Here is a 24,385-nt window from a genome sequence, read left to right on the forward strand (position 1 = left end):
ACACCCCTGTGCACTGTGCGCAAACACCTGATGCCGCGAGCGGCAGTGGAGAATGCACATGGCTACATTGATCGGGACTGTCACCAAGGTCATCGGGCAGGTATTCGCTGTTGGCGGCGACGGCAGCCGCCGGGCGCTGGTCGAAGGCGACCGGGTGTTTGCCGGCGAGCAACTGGACACCGGCGCCTCGGGCGCGGTGGCGGTGCACCTGAACAACGGCAACGAGCTGACCCTGGGCCGTGACAGTAGCCTCAAGCTGTCCCCCGATCTGCTCGCCGGCCATGCCCCTCATGTGGATGCTCCCGAGGCGGTCGCCCCCAGCGAGTCGCAACTGACCGACGTGCAAAAGCTGCAACAAGCCATCGCCGCGGGTGCCGACCCGACGGCCGATGCCGAGGCCACTGCGGCCGGCCCCACCCTCACCACCAACACGCCCGGCGGCGCGGCCGGTGGTGGCCACAGTTTCGTGTTGCTCACTGAAGTCGGTGGCGCGGTTGATCCGGTCACCGGTTTCCCCACCGCAGGCTTCGGCGGCGTGCCGGAACTGGCCATCCAGGACGTGCTGCCGCAGCCCAACACCAATGCCCAGGACACCGCGCCTATCGTGATCACCCCCCTGCTGCCGGTACCGGTGGACAACGGCGTGACCATCAACGGCCTGTCGGTGCAATCGGGTGAGATCAACGTCAACGAGGCCAACCTGCCATTGGGCTCGGCCAGCAATGCGGCGGCCCTCACCCAAGCCAACAGCTTCACCGTGAGCGCGCCGGACGGCCTGAGCAACCTGACCGTCGGCGGCATCAACGTGCTCACCAATGGCGTGCTCACCGGCCTCGGCCAGTCGATCACCACGGGCCTGGGCAACACCCTGACTATCACCGGCTACAACAACGGCCAGGTCACCTACACCTACACCCTGGACGGCAACGAAAGCCAACCCGCGGGCAACGGCGCCAACACCATCAGCGAAAGCATCACGGTCACGGCCACCGACAGCAACGGCACCACGGCCACCGGCACCATCGACGTCAACGTGACCGACGACGTGCCCCAGGCCATCAACGACCTCAACCCGGTGGCCGCCACCGAACAGCACCTGGTGCTGACCGGTAACGTGCTGACCAATGACATCCAGGGCGCCGACCGCATCCCGGTCACCGGCACCAGCGGCCCCATTACCCCCGGCACCTACACCGGCACCTACGGCACCCTGGTGCTGACCGCCGACGGCAACTACACCTACACCCTCAACAGCAGCGACCCGGCATTTGTCGCCCTGCATGGTGGCGGCAGTGGCACCGAAACGTTCACCTACACCCTCAATGACTCGGACGGCGATACCAGCACTGCCACGCTGACGTTGAACATCAATAACATCAACGACCAGGTCTTGATCAACGGCTTGGACGTGAGCGGCGGCGAACAAACCGTCTACGAGAAAAACCTGGCCGACGGCAGTAGCCCCAACGCTGGCGCGCTGACCCAGAACGGGACCTTCACCATCAATGCCGCCGACGGCTTGCAGACCTTGACCGTGGGCGGGGTGAACATCGTGACCGGCGGGGCGGTGACCGGCGTCGGCCAAGTCATCACCACCACGCTCGGCCAGCAGTTGACCATCACCAACGTCAACCTCACCACCGGCGTGGTCACCTACAGCTACACCCTGGCCGACAACATCCAGCACCCGCTGGGCCAGGGCGCCAACGATAAGGTCGACCACATCAGCGTGGTGGCCACCGACACGGACGGCAGCACCGCCAGCGCCAGCCTGGACGTGAACATCATCGACGACACGCCCAAGGCGATTGCCGACACCACGCACGTGGTCGAAGGCGGCACCGTGGTGGGTAACGTGCTGGCCAACGACGTGCCCAGCGCTGATGGCCCCAGTGCCTTTGGCGCGGTGATCGGCGTACGCGCCGGCGGCTTTACCGCACTGCCTGCGGTGGGCGGCGTAGGCACCAGCGTTACCGGCCTGTACGGCACGCTGACCGTGGCGGCAAACGGCGAAGCGGTCTACCACAGCAACCCCAACGCCGTGACGCCGCCAGGCGCTTACGATGTGTTCACGTACACCATCGCCGACGCGGACGGTGACCTCAGCACCACCACCATCACCATCGGCATCGCCGACAGCGGCCTGGTCGCGCTCACCGACAGTGACGTGACGGTGTACGAGAAAGACCTCGACAAATTCCAGGACCACAACGACCTGGCGCCGGGCACCGTGACCGGCAGCACGCCTGCGCTGACCGGCGAGACGGCCAGCGGCTCGCTGGCGGGCTCGGTGACCGGCGGCGTCGGCGCCCTGACTTACAGCCTGGTGGGCGCCACCAATGGCAACCTGACCGGCACCTATGGGCAAATCCACCTCAACAGCGATGGCAGCTACACCTACACCCTGAACCTCGGCCCCGCACACCACGCCGGCGGCCAACGATGGCAACAACACCCTCAGCAACGAGACCTTCACCTACCAGGCCACCGACGCCAACGGCAACACGGTCACCAGCACCATCGTCATCAACATCGTCGACGACGTGCCCACGGCCAACCCAGACACCGCGCACATCGCCGAAGGCCAGACGGTACAAGGCAACGTGCTGCACAACGATGTGTCCGGCGCCGATGGTTTCTATGGCGTGGTGGGCGTCAAGGCCGGCAGTGATACCTCGCAGCCAGTCATTGGCGGGGTGAACACGGTGATCAACGGCCAATACGGCCAATTGGTGATCCTGGCCGACGGCACCTCGGCCTACCATGCCTACGCCAACTCGGTGACCCACGGCACGGTCAGCGACGTGTTCACCTACTCGGTGGCCGACGGCGACGGCGACATCAGCACCACCACCGTCACCATCAAAATCAGCGATGCGGGCCTGCAAGCCTGTGACGTGAATGGCGTGACCGTGTTCGAAGCGGCGCTGGACCTGAACAAAGACCATAACGATTTGGCCGCGGGCACTTCCACCGGCAGCCATCCGGATTCGACCGCCGAAACCGCCAGCGGCACCGTGGCCGGTTCGGTGACCGGTGGCGTCGGCGCGCTGACCTACAGCCTGGTCGGCGCCACCAACGGCGACCTGACCGGTACCTATGGGCAAATCCACCTCAATGCCGACGGCACCTACACCTATACCCTGACGTCGGCACCGCATGTCGGCCCAGGGGCCTCCCTGGGCACCACCGAAAGCTTCACCCTGGTGACCACCGACAGCGTGGGCAACACCGTCACCAGTGAATTGACCGTGCGCATCGTCGATGACAAGCCGACGGCCTACCCGGACTATGCCCACATCGTCGAAGGCCAGACGGTCCAAGGCAATGTGCTGCAAAACGACGTGTCGGGCGCCGATGGCTTCTATGGCGTGGTGGGCGTCAAGGCCGGCGGCGACACCTCCCATTCGGTGATTGGCGGCGTAGGGACGGCGATCATTGGCCAGTACGGCGTGCTGATCATTGCCGCCGACGGTACGTCTGCCTATCACGCCAACGCCAACTCGGTGAGCCATGGCACGGTGAGCGATGTGTTCACCTACTCGGTGGCCGACGGCGACGGCGACATCAGCACCACCACCGTCACCATCAAGATCAGCGACGCGGGCCTGCAAGCCTGTGACGTGAATGGCGTGACCGTGTTCGAAGCGGCGCTGGACCTGAACAAAGACCCTAATGATTTGGCCGCGGGCACTTCCACCGGCAGCCATCCGGATTCGACCGCAGAAACCGCCAGCGGCAGCGTGGCCGGTTCGGTGACCGGCGGCGTCGGCGCGCTGACCTACAGCCTGCAGGGCGCCACCAACGGCAACCTCACCGGCACCTACGGGGTCATCCACCTCAACGGCGACGGCAGCTACACCTACACCCTGGTCTCGGCCCCCCATGTGGCGCCGGGCGCGGTGCAAAGCACCACCGAAAGCTTCACCCTGGTGACCACCGACAGCGTCGGCAACAGCGTGACCAGTGAGCTGACCATCCGCATCGTCGATGACAAGCCCACTGCCTACCCGGACTCGGCCCACCTCTACGAAGGCCAGACGGTGCAAGGCAACGTCTTGCAAAACGATGTGTCCGGCGCCGACGGCTTCTACGGCGTAGTGGGCGTCAAGGCCGGTGGCGACACGTCCCATTCGGTGGTTGGCGGCGTGGGCACGGTGATCACCGGCCTGTATGGCCAACTGGTGATTTTGGCCGACGGTACCTCGGCCTACCATGCCAACGCCAACTCGGTGAGCCATGGCACGGTGAGCGATGTGTTCACCTACTCGGTGGCCGACGGCGACGGCGACATCAGCACCACCACCGTCACCATCAAGATCAGCGACACCGGCCTGCAGGCCTGCGACGTGCATGGCGTGACCGTGTTCGAAGCGGCCCTGGACCTGAACCAGGATCACAACGACCTGGCACCCGGCACGGTGGTGGGCAGTCACCCCGATTCCACCGGCGAAACCGCCAGCGGCAGCGTCGCCGGCAGCATCAACGGTGGCGCCGGGCCGATCACCTATAGCCTGGCAGGCGCGACCGATGGCACCCTGGTCGGCCAATACGGCACGCTGCACCTCAACAGTGACGGCAGCTATACCTACACCCTGACGTCGGCGCCTAAAACCACGCCGGGGGCCAACAACGGCGCCGACCTGACCCACGAGACGTTCACCTACCAGGGCACGGACTCGCTGGGCAACACCATCAGCAGCCACCTGACCATCAACATCGCCGACGACGTGCCCAAGGCCGGGCCCATCGAGCAGGGCGCAACGGTGTCGGGCATCAACACCAACCTGCTGCTGGTGATCGATGTGTCCGGCAGCATGAACGAAGACTCCGGCGTCGGTGGCAGCCGCCTGGACCTGGCAAAATCGGCCATCTTCACCTTGCTCAACAAGTACGATGACATGGGTGACGTCAAGGTGCAGGTGGTGACCTTCAACAGCAGTGTCGACGTGGCCAGCAGCGTCTGGGTCGACGTGGCCACTGCCAAGGCCTACATCGCCGGGCTGCACGCCGAGAGTGGCACCAACTACGACTACGCCTTGAGCGGCGCGCAACAGGCGTTCCAGACCAGCGGCAAGATCGAGGGCGCGCAGAACGTCAGCTACTTCTTCTCCGACGGCAACCCGACCCTGTCCGATACCAATCCCAAGACCGGCCACGGCCAGTCGGGCAGCGAAACCAACGTCGACAAGGGCGATGGCATCGACCCAAGCGAGGCACAAGCCTGGGCCAACTACCTCACGGCCAACGACATCAAGTCCTATGCCATTGGCCTTGGCACCCACGTCAACAGCCAGTACCTGGACCCGATCGCCTACGACGGGGTGGCCAAGGTCGACACCAACGCCACCGTGGTCAAGAACCTGGGCGACCTCGACGCGGTGCTCAGCGGCACCGTGCAGGGCGTGGCACTGACTGGCAGCCTGCTGGCCCACAGCACCTTCGGTGCCGACGGCGGCTTCATCAAGGCCATCCTGGTGGATGGCGTGACCTACACCTACGACCCCAAGGCCAACAACGGCGCGGGCGGCATGAGCACGTCCGGCGGTACCAGCCACGGCAGTTTCGACACCACCACCAACAGCATCAGCGTGGCCAGCAGCCATGGCGGCACCTTGGTGGTGGACATGGACAACGGCGCCTACAGCTACACCTCGTCGGCCAATGGCACCACGGTGGCGATCAAGGAAACCGTGGGCTTCGTGCTAGCCGACAATGACGGCGACCTGTCCAACCCCGCCACCCTGACCATCAACCTCACGCCTAACACCGCCCCGGTGGCCGTGGCCGACCACATCATCACCAATATCCTGTCCTCGACCATCATCGTGCCCAGCGACGGGCTGGTGGCCAACGACACCGATGCCAATGGCGATCAGTTGACCGTCACCAACATCGGTTTCGTCACCGGCTGGGCGCCCAAGGGGGCCGACTTCAGTGCGGCCAGCACGCAGACGATCCTGTTCAACGGCACCGGCAACACCAGCGCCAACCAGGTCAAGACCATCGACCGCAGTGACTTCAACGCCAACACCGGCAACATGACGGCGTTGCTGGTGGTCAGCGGGTTCCTCGGCGCGGCGGCGTTTGTCAGCAATGCCAATGCGTCGGACTCGATCACCGTGCACCTCAAGGCCGGCGAAACCCTGAACCTCAGTGACGCCAGCAACAGCCACCTGGACCTGTCCTGGAAGCTGGGCAATGGCGGTTCGACGCCGTTGGGCGATGGCGGCTCGATCCACGCCACCACCGACGGCGACTACACCATCCACGTCAGCCATGCGGCTGGCCACGCCAGCGCCACGGCCTACACCCTGGACATGGCGGTCAACTACGCAGGGGCGGCCGATTACACGCCCAACCTGCCGGCCACGTACACCGTCAGCGACGGCCATGGCGGCAGCGACACGGCGGCTGCGCTGATCACCTACCAGGCCGGGCATACCCTGACCGGTACCACGGGCGATGACATCTTGCTGGGCGATGACAGCGGCAACACGCTGATCGGCAAGGGCGGCCATGACTTCATGATGGGCGGCGCGGGCAATGACACCTTCATCGGCGGTACCGCCGCCGGTGACGTGACCACCGTCAGCTACCACAACGCCAAGGGCCCGGTGACCGTGGACCTGCGCATCGAGACGGCGCAGGACACCGGCGCCGGCCACGACACTTTGCACAATATCCAGAACCTGATTGCCTCGGACTACGGCGACCATCTGACCGGTAACGATCAGGCCAACGTGCTCAGCGGCGGCCTGGGTAATGACGTGCTGGTGGGCGGTGGCGGCAACGACACCTTGATCGGCAGCTTCGGCAACAACACCCTGACCGGCGGCGCGGGCGAAGACACCTTCAAGTACGGCCCCAACAACGCCGGCCACGACACCATCACCGACTTCAGCCCGGGCACCGACAAGCTCGACCTGTCGCAACTGCTGCAGGGCGAGAACGCCAACGCCACCTCGTTGGACGATTACCTGCACTTCACGGTAACCGGTGTGGGGGCGGGGCTGGTGTCGTCGATCAGTGTCAGCGTCACGGCCGGCGCGGCGCCGACCCAGACCATCGACCTGCAAGGCGTGAACCTGGCCAGTCACTACGGCGTGACGCCGGGGGCGGGCGGGGTGGTGTCGGCGCATGACACAGCGACGATTATCAATGGGATGCTGGGCGATCACTCGCTGAAGGTCGATACCGTGTGAGCAGGCTTTAACGGTAGCCCCCGTCCTAACCCTAGCGGGTTGGGGCGAGGGCGATCTTCACAGCGCCGGCGCGGGTGCTCCGATCAACCTGCCCATCGCCCCGTGCAAGCCCAACGCCTTGAGCACCTCCAACTCCCCTTGCGTCTCCACCATTTCCGCGATCAACGGCATGTCGATGCTGTGGGTGGCGCGGTAGATGGCTTCGATGAACAGGCGCTTGTCGCCCTGCTGGTCGATGGCGCGGATGTAGCTGCCGTCGATTTTCAAGTACGCCAGGCCCAACTGCGTCAGGTTGCCGATCTGGCTGAAGCTGCCACCAAAGTGCTGCAGGCCGAAATGAAAGCCGGTGTCGCGGATCGACTGGCTCAGCGCTGGCAGTTCGGCGGGGCCGGGCAGGTGGCGTTCGTCGGCTTCCAGGGTCAGTAGGTGCGCCTGGCCTGGGCAGCTCTTGAGCAGGTCGATGATCTGTTGCAGGTTGCCGGCCTCGCGCAAGGTACTGCCCGACAGGCTCAAGGCCAACGGTTGCGGATGCTCGGCCAGGTAGGCCAAGGTGTGTTCGAGCATGGCCATGTCAAAACGCGTCGACCAGCCCAGCCGCTCGATCCAGGGTAGGAAGTGCCCGGCGGCCACGGCTTGGCCGTCGGCATCGAGCAGGCGTGCCAAAACTTTTTGGTGGATCACCTGGCCGACATCGTCGCAGGTCACCACCGGTTGGAAGTACAGCCTGAGTTTGCTTTCCTTGAGCGCCTCGTCGATCCAGGTGCGCCACTCGCGTGGGTTTTGCAGCGGCGCGCCGGTGAAATTGGCGACGATCGCCCAGGGCTGCCGGGGGGTGTTCTGGGCCTGTGTCAGCGCCTGGTCCAGGTGCATGTAGGCGGCGGCCGTGGTTTCCCCAGGCTTGTAGGCCACCACCCCCAGGTGGGCCACCGGCTGCACGTCGCTGGCGCCGGTGTGGTGGAGGTTTTCCAGGCTGGCGCTCAGTTCGCCGGCCAGGCGCGCGGCGTCGTCGTGGCCCAGGCCTGGGGCCAGCAGGCTGAACTCGCCACCGCGGTTGCGCGCCGCCAGCCACCGGTCGCGACCTGGCTGTTGCAGCAGGCGCTTGAGCAATTCGCCGGTTTCGCTGATCAGCGCATCGGTGCGTTGCCCGCCCAGGCGCTGGTTCAAGCCGGCCAAGTCATTGACCCGCAGCATCAACAGGTAGCCTGCGCTGTTCTGTTCGGTCACCAGCAGGTGGTTGGTCAATCGCTCATCGAACAGCCGGCGGTTGGCCAGCCCCGTGAGGTTGTCCAGGTAAGACTCCTCCAATAGCTTTTCGCTGCGGCTGGCCTCTTCGGCAAACAGCGCCTTGAGTTTTTCCACCATCTGATTCATCGCCAGCACCACCCGGCGCAGTTCCGGGGTACGGGGGATTTTCGGCAAGGTCAGGAATTCGCGCTGGCTGATGGCCTGGGCCTGTTTTTCCATCATGTCCAGCGGGCGCAATTGCTGGCGCAACAACCAGCCACCGAATACTGCGCTGAGCAGGCCGCACAGGGCCAGCCAAACCAGGCTGCCCAAGGCTGCGTCCCACAGCTTGGCCAGGGCGAATTGCGGATGGCTGAGCACTTCCACCTTCGCCGCCTGCTCCCAGCCACGCATGATCAGCGCATCGGCGCCTTGGGGTTTGAGGTTGACCATGTGGATAAACCAGGCGGGCACCTCTTCGTTGGACGGGTCGGCCGTGCGCTCGACCAGCACGCTGTTGTCTTCCAGGTTGACCACGCGGATGTTGGCAAAATAGCCGCTGTCGAAGATCGAGCTGACCATCAGCTCCATCATCGCCGGGTCGTCGATGTGCGGCGCCAAGGACAGCCCCAGCGCCGTGGCGGCGTCCTGGGCGTGGGAGCGCAATTGGCCCACCAGTTGCTCGCGAGAGCTTTCCAGGCTGACGAAAAAACTGCCGCTGAAGGCCACCACCAGGAACAGGCAGATCGCCAGGAAGAGCTGTTTGAGTAAAGACATCAGGCACTCCTATCCGTCGCCGATGGCAAAGCCTTCGGCCTTCATTTTTTTCAACAGGTCTTGCCAGCGCGACAGTTTTTTCGTGTCGCTGGCCTTGTTGCCCGACGCCGCCCCCGGCATGTAGATGCCTTCGGCATTGAAGGCGTACACCGGCAGCAGGTCCTTGCGTTGGGAGGCAGGGCGGATCTCGCCAATCAGGTTGTCCAGCACCAACGGGTCGGCGCGGTCGCTGCTGTAGTAGGTCAGCACCATGTGGGCCTGGTTCTGGGTCAGGGCCTTGACGTAGGTGATGCGCAGTTTCTGGCTCGGCACGCCCAGGCGGCGCAGGCTGAAGTACTTGGCAATGGCGTAGTCCTCGCAATCGCCGGCACCCTTGATCAGCGCTTCTTCGGGGGTGGCCCAATAGTCCACCTGGTGCCACACGGTCATGTCGTCTTCAAAGCGCAACTGGCGGTTGAAAAAGCTGTTCACGGCGTCCAGTTGCTGGCGTTCGGGTTGCTGGGCTGCGCTTTGCAGCAGTTTGGCCCAGTCTTGCAGGCGGTCCTTGGCCGAGCCCAGGCCGTTGTTGCGCTGCTCGGCGGTCTTGATGATTTGCGCAAAGTCCCATTCGGGCCAGTCCTGGCCGGTGACCACCAGCGAAAGGCCAAGCAAGGCCGCGCACCACCAGGCCATGAGCCGGCGCGTAGGCCATCCTTGACGACGCGGGCGTGCAGCCATGGCAGCGACTCGGGTTCGATGGGCTTGAGTCTAGGAGAAGTACTGCCGAACGCCATGGCTGGGTGTATTTTCGAGCGGGCGCCGCTGGAAAGCTAGACCGCGTAGCCCGCTTGGCAAGCAAGCTTGCTCCCACAGGGGCCGTTCTACCATCCGCAAAAAAGCCAGCGCAAGGCTGGCTTTTTGTAGCGGTGGTTTCAAGCGATGGGCGGGCTACAGATCGAAATCGTAATCGGCCAGCTGGCGCTGCAAGCGGCGCTCTTCCAGGAGATTGTCAATGGTGCGGCGTTTGTTCAGATTGGTTTTCGCCACTTCAACCGGTGCTTCGGTTTCTTCGTCGTCGGCAGGCGAAAGTTCGTCTTCTACATCCAGTTCTTCTTTACCGGTGCTCATAGAGTCAACTCCAGGCTTGGAATGCCATTGGCGCACCTTATAACGATAAATTCGGGTCCCGTAAAAAAGATTTTTTCAATCGGCTTATCAGTATTTTCTATAGCCGCTCAATCGTCCGAGGTCTTGTGCTTGTATTCGCACAGGTCTTCGATCAAGCAACTGCCGCAGCGTGGCTTGCGCGCCTGGCATACATATCGCCCCAGCAGGATCAACCAGTGGTGCGAGTCCAGCAGGTATTCCTTGGGCACGAACTTCATCAGGCCCTTTTCCACCTCCACCACGTTCTTGCCGGGGGCGATGCCGGTGCGGTTGCTGACACGGAAAATGTGCGTGTCCACGGCCATGGTCAATTGGCGGAAAGCGGTGTTAAGCACCACGTTGGCGGTTTTACGGCCCACCCCGGGGAGCGCCTCCAAGGCCTCGCGGGTTTGTGGTACTTCACCGCCGTGCAGTTCGACCAGCAGGCGGCAGGTTTCGATGACGTTTTTTGCTTTGCTGTTGTACAGGCCGATGGTCTTGATGTACTCCGACAAGCCTTCCACGCCCAGGGCATGGATCGCTGCCGGGGTGTTGGCCACCGGGTACAGCTTGGCCGTGGCCTTGTTCACGCCGACGTCGGTGGACTGCGCCGAGAGGATCACGGCGATCAGCAATTCGAAGGGCGTGGTGTAGGCCAGTTCGGTTTTAGGCTCCGGATTGTCCGCGTGCAACCTGCGAAAGATTTCCCGGCGTTTGACGGCGTTCATGGGGCACACGCTTCCTGTCTAGAGTACGGCCGGCAACAACGTGGCCAGGGTTTGCTCGGCCGCTTGGTACTCGCGGTCCAGCGCTTGCAGTTGCAAGTGTTGCTCGAAGGTGGGGGGCGAGCCAAAGGCCTTGAGCGATTTGTGCAATTGGGCTCGGCTCATGGCCACGGCAATCTTGGCCTGCTTGAGGGCGGCGTCGGCGCCAGCGGCCTTTTGCGCCTTGATCCGCTCGATGGCCGACAGCACCGGGCTGGCCGTGCTGGCTTGCACGGTCGCTTGGGCCTGGCGCGCCAGACGGGCGGCGTGCTTGCGTTGCTCTTCGCGCTCCAGGCGCAGGTTGCGCCGCTCGAAACGGCGCCGGGCATGGTCGCGCTTGCTGGTGCGTGCGGCCAACTCGGCGGCATCCCGGGCCAGGCCACCGACGATCGGTACCACGTTGCTGGCTGGCAGTGGCAACAGGTCGATGCAGTCCACAGGGCAGGGCGCCACGCACAGGTCGCAGCCGGTGCACTCGTCGACGATCACGCTGTGCATCAGCTTGGCAGCGCCGACGATGGCGTCCACCGGGCAGGCCTGGATGCACTTGGTGCAGCCGATGCATTCGGCCTCGCGAATGAACGCCACCTGGGCCGGCGCGCTGCCGCGTTCAGGGTCCAGGGCAATGACGGGGATGTTGAGCAGGTGCGCCAGCGCGGCGATGGTTTCGCTGCCGCCGGGTGGGCATTTGTTGATGGGCTCGCCATTGGCGATGCCTTGCGCATAGGGTTTGCATCCGGGGTGCCCGCACTTGCCGCATTGGGTTTGCGGCAACAGGGCATCGATGCGTTGTATCACACTCATGGGTTGGTCGTTCCAGTCAAAGCGCAGCGGCTAAAGCCGCGCCACCGCGATGCCTGAAGCATAGCGGTGGCGCGAGGGCTTTACTTGATGCGTTGACCCGGCTTGGCGCCGCTGTCAGGGCTCAGCAGGTAGATCTCTTTGTCGCCGGGGCCGGCCGCCATGACCATGCCTTCGGAAATACCGAAGCGCATTTTACGTGGCTTGAGGTTGGCGATCATCATGGTCAGGCGGCCTTCCAACTCGCTGGGGTTGGGGTAGGCGCTCTTGATGCCGGAGAATACGTTGCGTTGCTCGTCACCGATGTCCAGGGTCAGGCGCAGCAGCTTGTCGGCACCCTCCACGTGTTCGGCCTTGACGATCAGCGCTACGCGCAGGTCAATGGCGGCAAAGGCGTCGAAATCGATCTCGGCCGACAGCGGGTCCTTGGCCAGTTCGCCGTTGCCGGCAGGCGCTGCCGGTTGGCTGGCTTCCAGGTCTTCCTTGGAGGCGTCGACAATAGCTTGCACCTTGACCGGGTCGATGCGGCTGAGCAGCGCCTGGAACGGGTTCAACTGATGGTTGGCCAGCAAGGTGGCGTGGTCGTCCCAGGTCAGCGGCGCCACGTTGAGGAACTTCTCGGCGTCGGCGGCCAGCAGCGGCAACACCGGCTTGAGGAAGATCACCAACTGGCGGAACAGGTTGATACCCGCGGCGCACACGGCCTGCACTTCGGCCTGCTTGCCTTCCTGCTTGGCCAGCGACCACGGCGCTTTTTCGGCGATCCAGGCGTTGGCGCGGTCAGCCAGGGCCATGATTTCGCGCATGGCACGGGCGAAATCGCGGTTTTCGTAGGCTTCGGCGATGCTTGGCGTGGCAGCCAGAAAGGCGTCGGTGAGTTCGGGTGCGGCGTTTTCCGCCACCAGCACGCCGTTATTGCCCTTGTGGATAAAGCCTGCGCAGCGGCTGGCGATGTTGACCACCTTGCCCACCAGGTCGGAGTTGACCTTTTGCACGAAGTCTTCCAGGTTCAAGTCCAGGTCGTCGACGCCGCGGCCCAGTTTGGCTGCGTAGTAGTAGCGCAGGTATTCCGGGTTCAGGTGGTCCAGGTAGGTGCGCGCCTTGACGAAGGTGCCGCGTGACTTGGACATCTTCTGGCCGTTGACGGTCAGGTAACCGTGCACGTTCAGTGCGGTCGGCTTGCGGTAGCCCGCGCCTTCGAGCATGGCCGGCCAGAACAGGGCATGGAAGTTGATGATGTCCTTGCCGATGAAGTGGTACAGCTCGGCGGTGGAATCCTTGGCCCAGTAGGCGTCGAAATCCAGTTCCGGGCGGCGCGCGCAAAGGTTCTTGAAGCTGGCCATGTAGCCGATCGGCGCGTCCAGCCACACATAGAAATACTTGCCCGGCGCGTCCGGGATCTCGAAGCCGAAGTACGGTGCATCGCGGGAGATATCCCACTGTTGCAGGCCGCTGTCCAGCCATTCGGCAATCTTGTTGGCCACGGCGTCCTGCAGGCTGCCGCTGCGGGTCCAGGTTTTCAGCATGTCCTGGAAGTCAGGCAGCTTGAAGAAGAAGTGCTGCGAATCCTTGAGCACCGGGGTTGCACCGGAGATCGCCGATTTCGGGTTCTTCAGTTCGGTGGGCGCATAGGTGGCGCCGCACTTCTCGCAGTTATCGCCGTACTGGTCTTCGGTGCCGCACTTGGGGCAGGTGCCCTTGATGAAGCGGTCGGCCAGGAACATTTTCTTTTCCGGGTCGAAATACTGGGTCACCGAACGCTGGTCGATATGGCCGGCGTCACGCAGCTTGAGGTAGATGTGCGCGGACAGTTCGCGGTTCTCTTCGGCGTGGGTGGAGTGGAAATTGTCGAAGTCCACCAGAAAGTCGGCAAAGTCGGCGCTGTGTTCAGCCTGCACGTTGGCGATCAGTTGTTCCGGGGTGATGCCTTCTTTTTCGGCACGCAGCATGATGGCCGAACCGTGGGCGTCGTCGGCACAGACATACGTGCACTGGTTGCCACGATGCTTCTGGAAGCGCACCCACATATCGGTCTGGATGTATTCCAGCATATGGCCAAGGTGGATCGAACCATTGGCATAGGGCAGGGCGCTGGTGACGAGAATCTTGCGGGGCTCGGACATGGGGCTCGGCTACTTGAAGTGAAACGAAGATCGGCCACTATAAAGGCCCGGGGGATTTTTTTCATCCTACCTGCAATATCGCGTCGACAGGCTTGGCGGATAAAACCGCTCCTGCAGACAACCGCGTCCCCCTGTAGGCGCGGATTTATCCGCGAAGGCGGCTGCGACTGCTACGATAGCCGTCTGTTTTACTCAGTCTTTTTACGGGAGTGCCCATGAGCGCCGTCAATCGCGCAGCGGTGGAAGCCGTGCTTCGCCAATACACCGACCCCTATCTGAACCAGGATCCGGTCAGCGCCGGCTGTGTGCGGGCCATTGATGTGCAGGGTGACCGGGTCACCGTGCAACTGGAGCTGGGCTACGCCGCCGGGCTGTTCAAGAACGGGTGGGCCCAGGTGCTGCAGATGGCGCTGGAGGGCCTGGACGGCGTGGCCTCGGCCAAGGTCGAGATCAACTGCGTGATTGCCGCGCACAAGGCCCAGGCGCAGATCCCGGGCATGGCCAACGTCAAGAACATCATCGCCGTGGCCTCGGGCAAGGGCGGGGTGGGCAAGTCCACCACCGCCGCCAACCTGGCCCTGGCGCTGTCACGCGAAGGCGCCAAGGTAGGCATCCTCGACGCCGACATCTATGGCCCAAGCCAAGGCGTGATGTTCGGTATCCCGGAGGGCACCCGCCCGCGGGTCAAGGACCAGAAGTGGTTCGTGCCGCTTGAGGCCCACGGCGTCGAAGTGATGTCCATGGCCTTCCTGACCGATGACAACACGCCCATGGTCTGGCGTGGGCCAATGGTGTCCGGTGCCTTGCTGCAACTGATTACCCAAACGGCCTGGAATGACCTGGATTACCTGGTGATCGACATGCCGCCAGGCACCGGTGACATCCAACTGACCCTGGCGCAGAAAGTGCCGGTGGTGGGTTCGGTGATCGTCACCACCCCGCAAGACCTGGCCCTGCTGGACGCGCGCAAGGGCGTGGAGATGTTCCGCAAGGTCAACATCCCGGTACTGGGGGTGGTCGAGAACATGGCCGTGCACATCTGCTCCAACTGTGGCCACGCCGAGCACCTGTTCGGTGAGGGTGGTGGCGAGAAGCTGGCCTCGCAATACGGCGTGGAGCTGCTGGCCTCGCTGCCGTTGTCGATGCTGATCCGCGAACAGGCTGACAGCGGCAAGCCCACTGCCATTGCCGAGCCAGAAAGCCAGATCGCCATGGTGTACCAGGAGTTGGCCCGCCAGGTAGGCGCGCGGATTGTGTTGCAGGAGGCTGCGGCGCCGGCCATGCCGAGCATCACCATCAGCGACGATTGAGGGGTAGGGCCGGTTCGCGGATGAATCCCCGCCTATAGGGGGGATTCACCCGCGAAAACCAGCGCTGCAAATATTGCAGGCATAAAAAAACCCGCTCGAAAGCGGGTTTTTTTGAAAGCGTCAGAACAAGTTATGCAACTTGAACTTCTTCAGCTTGCATGCCTTTCTGGCCGCGGGTAGCGACGAAAGTCACTTGCTGGCCTTCTTTCAGGCTTTTGAAGCCGTCAGCCTGGATGGCTTTGAAGTGTACGAACAGGTCGTCACCGGATTGTGGAGTGATGAAGCCGAAGCCTTTTTCATCGTTGAACCACTTAACGGTACCGGTTTGGCGATTGGACATGGTGTATCTCCTTGGACAAAGTTAACTGCGGTTCAGGAAACGCCCTGGCCGAGACTGAGTGCAAAGAGCAGGAAAATTCATGAAGATGTAAAACATCGGGTAGAGATTCTCAGTGACACAAGCAACACAGTGGCGCCACCTTAACCCTTTTTCCAGAACGTGCCAATGGTCTTTGTGAGGTTTCTCGCAAATCATGACTGACGGCAGTTAAACGCACCTTCATGCAGCGGTTTTCAAGGGTTGCGCACCACCCAATGACCGTTCGGTTCCGTACAATCGGCACAAATGTAGCGCAGTCTTTGAATGGCGAGCCCCGGCCCGGTAAGATGGCCGGCAGAATTTCATCACCTCGCTATTCAGGACACCCCCGCCATGAGCATCAAATCGGACAAGTGGATTCGCCGCATGGCGCAAGAGCACGGCATGATCGAACCTTTCGTCGAGCGCCAGATGCGCGGTGAAGGCGCCAACCGGGTGATCTCCTTCGGCGTGTCCAGCTACGGCTACGACGTGCGTTGCGCCGACGAATTCAAGGTGTTCACCAACATCAACTCGGCCACCGTGGACCCGAAGAACTTCGACGAAAAGAGCTTTGTCGACGTGAAAAGCGACGTCTGCATCATCCCGCCGAACTCCTTCGCCCTGGCACGCACCGTCGAGTACTTCCGCATCCCGCGCAACGTTCTCACCATCTGCCTGGGCAAAAGCACCTACGCGCGCTGCGGCATCATTGTCAACGTCACCCCGCTGGAACCTGAGTGGGAAGGCCACGTGACCCTGGAGTTCTCCAACACCACCACCTTACCGGCCAAGATCTACGCCAACGAAGGCGTGGCACAGATGCTCTTCCTTGAGTCCGACGAAGAGTGCGAAGTGTCGTACAAGGATCGCGGCGGCAAGTACCAGGGCCAGCGCGGCGTCACCCTGCCACGCACCTGATTCGACGAAGGGCGCTGAACTCGGCCGGTAAACGGCACTCTATTGGTGGAACGCCCAGGTTTGCTCAAGCAAGCCGGGCCTACGTCAAGGAGTGCCCTATGAAAATAGACCCGACTATCAGCGCCAAGCTAGCCTTGCTCGAGCCCAACCACATTGGTGTGCTGGCCTGGTCATTGTTGGCAAATCCACTGGCCGCGCAAATGGCCGGCGGCATTCCGGGCCAACCCGATCCGGACACCCCGCAACCCAACCAGCCCACCGAACCCGGTGAGCCGATGATCCCCGACGAGCCGCCACCTGCCCCCGTGGCGTGATAGCAGTCGCACTGGCCGGGCCTGACAGGTAATCTCTGGGGATTACCCCGACAATAAGGCCCGCCATGTCTGTTCTCGCATTCAGTCGTTTTGCCCACGCCTGCGCCATCAGCCTGATGTTTGCAGCGCCGGTTTTTGCCGCAGACAATCACCTCGAGCAGATCCTTGCCCATGGCGTGCTGCGTGTCGGCACCACGGGTGACTACAAACCTTTCAGTTACAAGGACACTGCCACCGGCACGTTCATTGGCCTGGACATCGAATTGGCCCAGTCATTGGCCGATACCTTGGGTGTGAAACTGCAAATCGTGCCTACCACTTGGCCTAACCTGATGAACGACCTGGCCGCCGACAAATACGACCTGGCCTTGAGCGGCGTATCGGTGAACCTGGAACGGCAGAAAAAGGCGTTTTTCTCGACGCCCTACCAAACCGATGGCAAGACCCCGATCACCCTGTGTAAAAACGTCAGCCAATACCAGACCCTGGGGCAGATCGACAAGCCGAACGTGCGCGCCATCGTCAACCCGGGCGGCACCAACGAGAAGTTCGCCCGCGCCCACCTCAAGCAAGCGCAGATCATCGTGCACGATGACAACGTCACCATCTTCCAGCAGATCGTCGACGGCAAGGCCGACCTGATGATGACCGATGCGGTGGAAACGCGTTTGCAGCAGAAGATCCACCCGGAACTCTGCGCGGTGCACCCGGACAAACCGTTCGACTTCTCCGAGAAAGCCGCGTTGTTGCCGCAAGACATCGCGCTCAAGCAGTACGTCGATCAGTTCCTGCATCAAGACCAGGCCAGCGGCAATTTCAAACAGCGTTTCCAGCGTTGGTTGGACTACCCGTGGCAGCCGGCCCACCAGTGACCGGCCAAACCTGACCGTCACCCACCACGAACACTCGCTCGCCAGGGCCGCAGCGCACCGGATGGCCGCCGGTAAAGGCCCCGAAGGCGGGCAGCAGGCTGACGTCGCGGCCGATGTGGTAGCACGGCAGGCGCAGGCTTTGGCGACCTTTGCCGACCAGGCGGTACACCGGGTGCACGTGCCCGGCCAGCACCGGGTAACCAGGGCAAGGCGCAGGCTCGTGTTGCAGTGCCAACGCACCTAGCAGCAAAGGCTCGGCCACCACCTCGAAGCCCAGGTGGGCGGGCGGGTCGCCAGCGGCGTGGTCGTGGTTGCCGCGGATCAAGGTGATGGTCAAGGCGCCATGCCGGGCTCGCCACTCACTCAGTGCCGCCAAGGTGGCCGGTGCATGCGAGCCACGGGCGTGCAAGAAATCCCCGAGAAAAATAAGCCGCTGGCAGTCGTGCTGTCGCAGCAAGTGGTCGAGCACCTGCACGTTGCTTTGCGTGGTGCCGCGGGGCACCGGCTGGCCCAAGCGACGGTAGGCGGCGGCCTTGCCAAAGTGCGCGTCGGCGATCAGCAAGGCCTTCTGTTCGGGCCAATACACGGCCTTCTCCGGTAGCAACCAGAGCTCGCAGCCGGCCAGTGTCACGGTCTGATGGGTCATGTGTTGTCCTGGGGGCCGGCGGCTTTTTCCAGTTCGCCGACCATGCGTGCGATGCGGTCAGCCAGTTTTTCCGAACTCAGGCTTTCGCGAAACCGTTCCACCAGCAGTGGGAAGGCCAGCGGAGTGGGGCGTTTTAGTGCGTGCAGGTCCAACCGTCGCGAGGCGATACGCTGCAGGGTGTGGGTCAGGCGGTCGACATCCAGTTCCTGGCGCAGCACTTCTTCCTGGGCCTGGGTCAGCAGCAGGTTGCCGGCGTCGTATTGTTTGAATACTTCAAAGAACAGCCCGCTGGACGCTTGCACCTGGCGGGTGCTTTTTTGCGAACCGGGATAGCCACCGAATACCAGCCCAGAGATGCGCGCGATCTCACGGAAGCGCCGCAGGGCCAGTTCGCCGGCATTCAGGCTGGCCAGCACGTCTTCCAAAAGATGCTCGGGGCTGAGCAGGGCACCGTTCAACCAGGTGGCCCAGTCCACCGGAGTAGCGCTGAGCAGTTCGAAACCATAGTCGTTGACCGCGATGGAAAACGTTAGCGGCTGGCGTTGGCTCATGCGCGAGGCCAACAGGCTGGCCAGCCCCAGGTGCACCTGGCGGCCGGCAAAGGGGTACAGAAACAGGTGCCAGCCCTCGCGAGACTTCAGGGTTTCGGCCAGCAGGGTGTGCTCGGTGGGCAGCGCCGACCAGTGCTGTTGCACCTCCAGCAAGGGGCGTACGGCCTGCATCGGGGCGCTGTGGTATTCGCCGCGCGCCGCCAGGCCCAGTTGCGCCACCAAGGCATCGGCCAATTCGCTGGACAGTGGCATGCGCCCGCCATTCCAGCGCGGCACGGCGGCCTTTTTGCCGGTGCTGCGCTTGACATAGGCGGTCATGTTTTCCACCCGCACCAGTTCCAACGTGCGCCCGGCAAACAGAAAACCGTCGCCGGGGCGAAGGCGGGCGATGAAGGTTTCCTCGACACTGCCCAGGCTGCGGCCGCCGCCGCCCTTGCTCCAGAACTTGAGCTGGATGCTGGCGTCACTGACGATGGTGCCGATGCTCATGCGGTGGCGCCGGGCGATGCGCGCATCCGGCACGCGCCAGCGGCCATGCTCGTCGGGTTCCACGCGCTGGTAGTCGGGGTAGGCGGTCAGTGAGTCGCCGCCATGGTGGACAAAGGCCAGGGCCCAGGCCCACTCCTCATCGCTCAGGTCGCGATAGGCCCAGGTGCTTTGTACTTCCGCACGCAGTTCGTCAGGCAAAAAACCACCGCCCAAGGCCATGCTGACCACATGTTGTACCAACACATCCAACGGCTTGTGGGGCGATTCACGCGGTTCGATACGGCGCTCGGCCACCGCGACCTGCGCCGCAGCAGCTTCCACCAGTTCCAGGCTGTGGGTCGGCACCAGCGTCACCCGGGACGGGCGCCCCGGTGCATGGCCGGAGCGCCCGGCACGCTGCATCAAGCGCGCCACGCCCTTGGCCGAACCGATCTGCAACACCCGCTCCACCGGCAAAAAGTCCACGCCCAGGTCCAGGCTGGAGGTGCACACCACGGCTTTCAACTGGCCGGCCTTGAGCGCGCCCTCGACCCAGTCGCGGGTGTCCCGGGCCAGGGAGCCGTGGTGCAGGGCGATGATGCCGGCCCAGTCCGGGCGCTTGTCGAGGATGGCCTGGTACCAGATCTCCGATTGCGCGCGGGTATTGGTAAACACCAGGCAACTGCTGCTGTGGTCGATCTCGTTGATCACCGGTTCCAGCATGCGCAGGCCCATGTGCCCGGCCCAGGGGAAGCGCTCGATATTACCCGGCAGCAGGGTGTCGACGTCGATGCGCTTGGCGTCGGCCCCTTGCACGCTCACCCCATTGCCAGCAGGTAGCAGCACGGCCTGGGCATGTGCCTGATTGCCCAACGTGGCGGAAATACCCCACACGATCAACGCCGGGTTCCAGCGCCGCAGCCGCGCCAAGGCCAGTTGTAGCTGAACGCCGCGCTTGTTGCCGATCAGTTCGTGCCATTCGTCCACCACCACCATCTGCAGGCTGGCCAGTTCCGTGGCGGCGTTGGCGCGGGCCAGCAGCAAGGTCAGGCTTTCCGGCGTGGTGATCAGGGTGGTAGGCAGGCGACGGCTTTGCCGGGCACGTTCGGCGCTGCCGGTATCCCCGGTGCGCAGGCCCAAGGTCCAGGGGATCTGCAGGTCGTCCAGGGGCGCTTGCAGGGCTTTGAGGGTGTCGGCAGCCAGCGCGCGCATGGGGGTTATCCACAACACGGTCAGTGGCGCCTTGGGCTTGGCCTTGACGGCATAACGTTGCAGGGCGGCGAACCACAGGGCGTAGGTTTTGCCGGCGCCGGTGCTGGCGTGCAACAGGCCTGATTCGCCGCGCTTCACAGCCGACCACACGGTTTTCTGAAAAGCGAAGGGCTTCCAGTTGCGCGGGGCGAACCATTGTTGGGCGAAGGAGGGGGGCATGCCGGGGCATCCTGAAGGGGTACTTCAGTGACAGCGGCGGCGGGGAGTTAGTTTTAATGAGTTGGGATTGGCGCTGTGGCCTTCGCGGATGCTCCTACAGGCCACCTGCGCCTGTAGGAGCGGATTGATCCGCGAAAAGATCGACGCGGTCCTACTTCAGGTTACCGCTCAAAAACTGCCGCAACCGCTCGCTCTTCGGGTTACCCAACACGTCGGCCGGCACGCCTTCTTCCTCCACCAGGCCCTTGTGCAGGAATACCACCTGGCTCGACACCTGGCGGGCGAAGCTCATTTCGTGGGTGACCATCAGCATGGTCCGGCCTTCTTCGGCCAGGCCCTGGATCACCTTGAGCACCTCGCCGACCAACTCCGGGTCCAGCGCCGAGGTGGGTTCGTCGAACAGCATCACCTCCGGCTCCATGGCCAGGGCCCGGGCGATGGCCACGCGCTGTTGCTGGCCACCGGACAGGAACGCCGGGTACTGGTCGGCAACGCGTGCCGGCAGGCCCACCTTGTCCAGGTAGCGGCGGGCGCGGTCCTCGGCTTCGGTCTTGCTCACGCCCAACACGCGGCGTGGGGCCATGGTGATGTTTTCCAGCACCGTCATGTGGCTCCACAGGTTGAAGTGCTGGAACACCATGGCCAGGCGGGTGCGGATGCGTTGCAGCTCATCGGGGTCGGCCACGCGCATGCCGTGCACGTCGTGCACCATTTGGATCTGCTTGCCGTCCAGGCTCATGGCGCCGTCGTTAGGGGTTTCCAGAAAATTGATGCAGCGCAGGAAGGTGCTTTTGCCCGAGCCGCTCGCGCCGATCAGGCTGATCACGTCGCCCGTCTTGGCCTTGAGCGAAACACCCTTGAGCACTTCGTTGTCGCCGTAGCTTTTGTGCAGGCCGTCGATGGTCAATTTATACATGTGCAAAAGGCCTCAAGGCGAAAGGAGGTAGCCGCTGCGAAAGGCTTCGCGGCCGGCGACATGGGCGATGACCATGCCGGCGGTGGCAAAGCGGCGCAGTGAGCGGGCGTACATCAGGCCCGCTTGACGGTTATGGACCGGGGTGACCTGGTCGGTCAGCGGGTCGATGATTTCGGCGATCAATTGGCCGGCTTCCAGGTACTCGCCGGGCAGGGCGCAGAACACCAGCAGGCCGCCATTGGGGGTGGCCACAGGCTCCACGGCGGCCAGCTCGGTGGCCGGGTACAGCAGTTCGGGCAATGCTTGGGGGGGACCGTCGATAGCGCCGAAATGGGTCAGGTAGTTCAGGATCGCCTGGGCATCGCGGGTGGCCAGGGCGTGGTTGACGTCGCCTTGGCCGCGCAGTTCGAGGGTCACCGAGAAACTGCCCATGGGGATCTCGAACAGGTGCTTGAAGCGCTGTTGCAACTGCCACCACACCAGGGTGAAGCACTCGTCGAACGATTGCCCGCCTGAATCGGTTGCCAACAGGCTGGCCTGCGAGCCGATATAACGCGACAACGGCTCGACCTTGTCCCACGCCTCGGGGGTGGTGTACAGGTGCTCCACTGCCTCGAAGTCGCAGTGCAGGTCCAGCACCATGTCGGCATCGCAGGCCAGCCGTTGCAGGGTCAGGCGTTGGGACTGCAACTGGGTGGCGGGCACTTGTGCGTTCAATGCCCGCAGCAGCGCTTTGCGCACCAGGGCGACGTTGTGCTGGGGGGCGTCGCTCAAGTGCGCTTCGATCTCGCTGCCCACCTGATCGCTGAGGTCGACGAAGGCGCGGTTGAAGTTCTGCCCGCTCTCCAGTTCGTAGCGGCCCAGCGGCACGTCCATCAGTACCTGTTCCAGGCCCACCGGGTTGGCGACGGGCACCAGCACCACTTCACTGCGCAGTTGGCCGGCCGCTTCCAGTTCGGCCAGGCGCTGCTTGAGGTGGAAGGCCACCAGCATGCCCGGCAGTTCGTCGGCGTGCAGCGACGACTGGATGTACACCTTGCGCCCAGTGCCCTGCGGGCCGTAATGGAAGCTGTGGATTTGCCGGGCCGTGCCGGGTACGGGGGCAAGCAAATCATGAATCTGATGTTGCATGGTTCAGTCCTAGTGCGCAGGGCCGAGGAAGGCCAGCCAGCGTCGTTCTGCCAGGCGGAACAAACCCACCAGGGCAAAGGTGATGGTCAGGTAGATCAAGGCCGCGATGCCGAACGATTGGAAGGTCAGGAACGTCGCCGAGTTGGCGTCGCGGGCCACCTTGAGAATGTCCGGCACGGTGGCGGTAAAGGCCACGGTGGTGGAGTGCAGCATCAGGATCACTTCGTTGCTGTAGTAGGGCAGCGAACGGCGCAGGGCCGAGGGCATGATCACGTAGGCGTAGAGCTTCCAGCCGGTCAGGCCATAGGCCTTGGCCGCCTCGACTTCACCATGGGCCATGCTCTTGATGGCGCCGGCGAAAATCTCGGTGGTGTAGGCGCAGGTGTTCAGCGCAAACGCCAGGATGGTGCAGTTCATGGCATCGCGAAAGAACGAATCGAGTATCGGTTGCTCGCGCACCGCGGCGATGCTGTAGATGCCGGTGTAGCAGATCAGCAACTGGATATACAGCGGCGTGCCACGGAACAGGTAGGTGTAGAACTGCACCGGCCAGCGGATGTAGAAGTGCGGCGAGACGCGGGCGATGGACAGTGGGATCGACACCACGAAGCCAATGGCGATCGAGGCGCTGAGCAACCACATGGTCATGGCAAGGCCGGTGATGTGCTGGCCATCGGAGTACAGGAACGGGCGCCAGTATTGCTGCAAGAGTTCAATCATCGGACGGCCTCCCGGGTACCGGCGCTGTAACGTCGTTCGGCCCAGCGCAGCACCCAGTTGGAGGCGCTGGTGATCACCAGGTAGATCAAGGCCGCAAGGACCAGGAAGTAGAACAGTTGATAAGTGCTTTTACCGGCATCCTGGGCGGCCTTGACCAGGTCGGCCAGGCCGATGATCGACACCAGCGCGGTGGCCTTGAGGATCACCATCCAGTTGTTGCCCAGGCCCGGCAGGGCGTAGCGCATCATCTGCGGGAACACCACCAGGCGAAAGCGCTGGCTGCGGGACAGGCCGTAGGCCGTGGCGGCCTCGACCTGGCCACGCGGCACCGCCAGAATCGCCCCGCGAAAGGTCTCTGTGAAATAGGCACCGTAGATAAAGCCCAGGGTGATGACACCCGAGGCGAAAGGGTCAATCTCGATGTAGTCCCAATCCATGGCATCGGTCAGATTGCTCAGCCAGGTCTGCAGGCTGTAGAAAATCAGCAGCATCAGCACCAGGTCGGGTACGCCACGGATCAGCGTGGTGTAGATCTGTGCCGGGATGCGAAAGAACTTGACGCTGGAGAGCTTGGCGCTGGCGCCGATCAGGCCGAGCAGGATACTGACCGCCAGCGACAGGATCGCCAGTTTGATGGTCATCCAGGTGCCCAGCATCAGGATCGGGCCGAAGCCCTTCAAGCTCAAGGCCGAGAGGCCGAGGTGTTGCAACAGGTCATCGAGCATGAA

16 protein-coding genes and 2 pseudogenes are annotated in these 24,385 nt (G+C 63.3%); 5 read left to right on the top strand and 13 right to left on the bottom strand.

Translation table 11 applies throughout. The features are described 5' to 3' along the window. Positions 1 to 58 precede the first annotated feature (58 nt). Positions 59 to 7,205, top strand: a pseudogene (locus L9B60_RS19600) (retention module-containing protein). Between the two features lie 57 nt (positions 7,206 to 7,262). Here the strand turns inward: L9B60_RS19600 and lapD are convergent. From lapD to metG, 6 genes and pseudogenes are all read right to left on the bottom strand, one after another. After that, positions 7,263 to 9,206 (bottom strand): cyclic di-GMP receptor LapD, encoded by a 1,944-nt coding sequence (gene lapD / locus L9B60_RS19605; protein ID WP_249672392.1) that lies wholly within the window; start codon positions 9,204 to 9,206, stop codon positions 7,263 to 7,265. A gap of 9 nt (positions 9,207 to 9,215) precedes the next feature. Then, positions 9,216 to 9,923, bottom strand: coding sequence for a cysteine protease LapG (gene lapG, locus L9B60_RS19610; protein ID WP_249672393.1), 708 nt, complete (start codon positions 9,921 to 9,923; stop codon positions 9,216 to 9,218). 210 nt (positions 9,924 to 10,133) lie between these two features. Beyond that, positions 10,134 to 10,313, bottom strand: coding sequence for a PA3496 family putative envelope integrity protein (locus L9B60_RS19615; RefSeq protein WP_249672394.1), 180 nt, complete (start codon positions 10,311 to 10,313; stop codon positions 10,134 to 10,136). A gap of 107 nt (positions 10,314 to 10,420) precedes the next feature. After that, positions 10,421 to 11,059, bottom strand: a complete 639-nt coding sequence (gene nth, locus L9B60_RS19620; RefSeq protein ID WP_249672395.1) for an endonuclease III — start codon at positions 11,057 to 11,059, stop codon at positions 10,421 to 10,423. A 36-nt stretch (positions 11,060 to 11,095) separates the two neighbouring features. Further along, positions 11,096 to 11,899, bottom strand: a pseudogene (gene rsxB / locus L9B60_RS19625) (electron transport complex subunit RsxB); the annotation flags it as partial. Positions 11,900 to 11,979: 80 nt separating this feature from the next. Continuing rightward, positions 11,980 to 14,019, bottom strand: a complete 2,040-nt coding sequence (gene metG / locus L9B60_RS19630; protein ID WP_249672396.1) for a methionine--tRNA ligase — start codon at positions 14,017 to 14,019, stop codon at positions 11,980 to 11,982. Positions 14,020 to 14,234: 215 nt separating this feature from the next. Between metG and apbC the strand changes: the two genes are divergently transcribed. Continuing rightward, positions 14,235 to 15,329 carry an iron-sulfur cluster carrier protein ApbC gene (apbC, locus tag L9B60_RS19635; RefSeq protein WP_249672397.1) on the top strand — a complete coding sequence of 365 codons (1,095 nt, stop codon included), beginning with the start codon at positions 14,235 to 14,237 and terminating at the stop codon, positions 15,327 to 15,329. Between the two features lie 130 nt (positions 15,330 to 15,459). On the opposite strand, the gene L9B60_RS19640 is transcribed toward apbC, so the two are convergent. Then, positions 15,460 to 15,669 (bottom strand): cold-shock protein, encoded by a 210-nt coding sequence (locus L9B60_RS19640; protein WP_249672398.1) that lies wholly within the window; start codon positions 15,667 to 15,669, stop codon positions 15,460 to 15,462. A gap of 372 nt (positions 15,670 to 16,041) precedes the next feature. Between L9B60_RS19640 and dcd the strand changes: the two genes are divergently transcribed. The 3 genes from dcd to L9B60_RS19655 all read left to right on the top strand — a co-directional run bounded on the left by dcd (position 16,042) and on the right by L9B60_RS19655 (position 17,794). Next, positions 16,042 to 16,608 (top strand): dCTP deaminase, encoded by a 567-nt coding sequence (gene dcd / locus L9B60_RS19645; RefSeq protein ID WP_249672399.1) that lies wholly within the window; start codon positions 16,042 to 16,044, stop codon positions 16,606 to 16,608. Positions 16,609 to 16,706: 98 nt separating this feature from the next. Next, on the top strand, positions 16,707 to 16,922 hold the full coding sequence (locus tag L9B60_RS19650; protein WP_249672400.1) for a hypothetical protein: 216 nt from the start codon (positions 16,707 to 16,709) through the stop codon (positions 16,920 to 16,922). Between the two features lie 65 nt (positions 16,923 to 16,987). Beyond that, complete coding sequence (locus L9B60_RS19655) at positions 16,988 to 17,794, top strand: transporter substrate-binding domain-containing protein (protein WP_249672401.1); 807 nt, start codon at positions 16,988 to 16,990, stop codon at positions 17,792 to 17,794. Here L9B60_RS19655 and pdeM read toward each other — a convergent pair. The 6 genes from pdeM to L9B60_RS19685 all read right to left on the bottom strand — a co-directional run bounded on the left by pdeM (position 17,739) and on the right by L9B60_RS19685 (position 24,382). Next, positions 17,739 to 18,440, bottom strand: a complete 702-nt coding sequence (gene pdeM / locus L9B60_RS19660; RefSeq protein WP_249672402.1) for a ligase-associated DNA damage response endonuclease PdeM — start codon at positions 18,438 to 18,440, stop codon at positions 17,739 to 17,741. The two genes, L9B60_RS19655 and pdeM, sit on opposite strands and share 56 nt — an antisense overlap. Further along, a complete protein-coding gene (locus L9B60_RS19665) occupies positions 18,437 to 20,890 on the bottom strand; it encodes a ligase-associated DNA damage response DEXH box helicase (protein WP_249672403.1) in 2,454 nt (817 codons plus the stop codon). Before L9B60_RS19665 ends, pdeM begins: the two co-directional genes overlap by 4 nt. Positions 20,891 to 21,041: 151 nt before the next feature. Continuing rightward, entirely contained in the window at positions 21,042 to 21,806 is a 765-nt protein-coding gene (locus L9B60_RS19670) for an ABC transporter ATP-binding protein (protein ID WP_249672404.1), read from the bottom strand. Between the two features lie 12 nt (positions 21,807 to 21,818). Further along, positions 21,819 to 22,937, bottom strand: coding sequence for a succinylglutamate desuccinylase/aspartoacylase family protein (locus L9B60_RS19675; RefSeq protein WP_249672405.1), 1,119 nt, complete (start codon positions 22,935 to 22,937; stop codon positions 21,819 to 21,821). A gap of 9 nt (positions 22,938 to 22,946) precedes the next feature. Further along, positions 22,947 to 23,657, bottom strand: coding sequence for an ABC transporter permease (locus L9B60_RS19680; RefSeq protein WP_249672406.1), 711 nt, complete (start codon positions 23,655 to 23,657; stop codon positions 22,947 to 22,949). Further along, positions 23,654 to 24,382 (bottom strand): ABC transporter permease, encoded by a 729-nt coding sequence (locus L9B60_RS19685; protein ID WP_249672407.1) that lies wholly within the window; start codon positions 24,380 to 24,382, stop codon positions 23,654 to 23,656. Before L9B60_RS19685 ends, L9B60_RS19680 begins: the two co-directional genes overlap by 4 nt. Positions 24,383 to 24,385 lie beyond the last annotated feature (3 nt).

The organism is Pseudomonas abieticivorans, assembly GCF_023509015.1.
Taxonomy (GTDB): Bacteria; Pseudomonadota; Gammaproteobacteria; order Pseudomonadales; family Pseudomonadaceae; genus Aquipseudomonas; species Aquipseudomonas abieticivorans.